Source organism: Roseateles sp. P5_B10 (assembly GCF_056400485.1).
In genome coordinates this window covers 1-702 of the sequence record NZ_JBFULE010001468.1, presented here as the reverse complement: position 1 = coordinate 702, position 702 = coordinate 1, and the positions used below count along the sequence as shown (strand labels likewise).

General features: G+C 60.5%; 1 protein-coding gene and 1 pseudogene. Both read right to left on the bottom strand.

Going from position 1 to position 702, the window contains the following annotated elements; all coding sequences use genetic code 11:
- Window positions 1–161, bottom strand: a pseudogene (locus AC1DU6_RS34020) (acetyl-CoA carboxylase carboxyl transferase subunit alpha); the annotation flags it as partial.
- Between the two features lie 105 nt (window positions 162–266).
- Window positions 267–702: DNA-3-methyladenine glycosylase family protein (locus AC1DU6_RS34015; protein WP_477862823.1), on the bottom strand; the 436-nt coding region annotated here is incomplete at its 5' end.

Sequence of the window (702 nt, the reverse complement as noted above, 5' to 3'; positions counted from 1 at the left end):
GCGTAGACCTCCTTGGTCAGCTGCTGGCTTTTCTTGGAGAGGCGATCGATCTCCTCGGAGATGTCGACCGCAGACTCGCTCTGCACATAGCGCAGTTCTTCGATCTTGGTCTCGAGCTCGGCGATGGGCTGCTCGAATTCCAGAAAATGTTTTTTGCTCAATGGATCCCCTCGTCCGGTGAGTACGCCGGCTGATCCCTTGACGGGTGTCTGTCGGCTTTGGAGCGTCCCGGCGTGCGGCCCGCTCTGGGTGGTTGAACAATGACCTCAATAGTCCACAGGCAGCGGGTCGAGGCTGCGCCAAATGTACCAAACCGCTACCGAACGGTAGGGTGCCCAGGCGTCGCCGACTTCGCGCGCCTCGGCGCGGGAGACAGGTTCGCCCGAAAAGTAATTCTGGCTGATGCCCTTCAACAAGCCGATGTCATCCAGGGGCATCACATTGGGGCGCATCAAGTGAAAAATCAAGAACATCTCGGCCGTCCACCGGCCGATGCCACGAATGGCAACGAGCTCTTCGATGATGGCTTCGTCGTCCATCTGCGCCCATTGGCGCACATGAACCTGGCCAGTGTCGAAATGTTCCGCCAGGTCGCGCAGGTATTCGACCTTGCGGGCGGACAGGCCGGCAGCGCGCTGCTCATCCACACCCAGGCCCAGCACGGCGGTCGGCTGGAATTTGGTCATCAGCGCGATCCAGCGG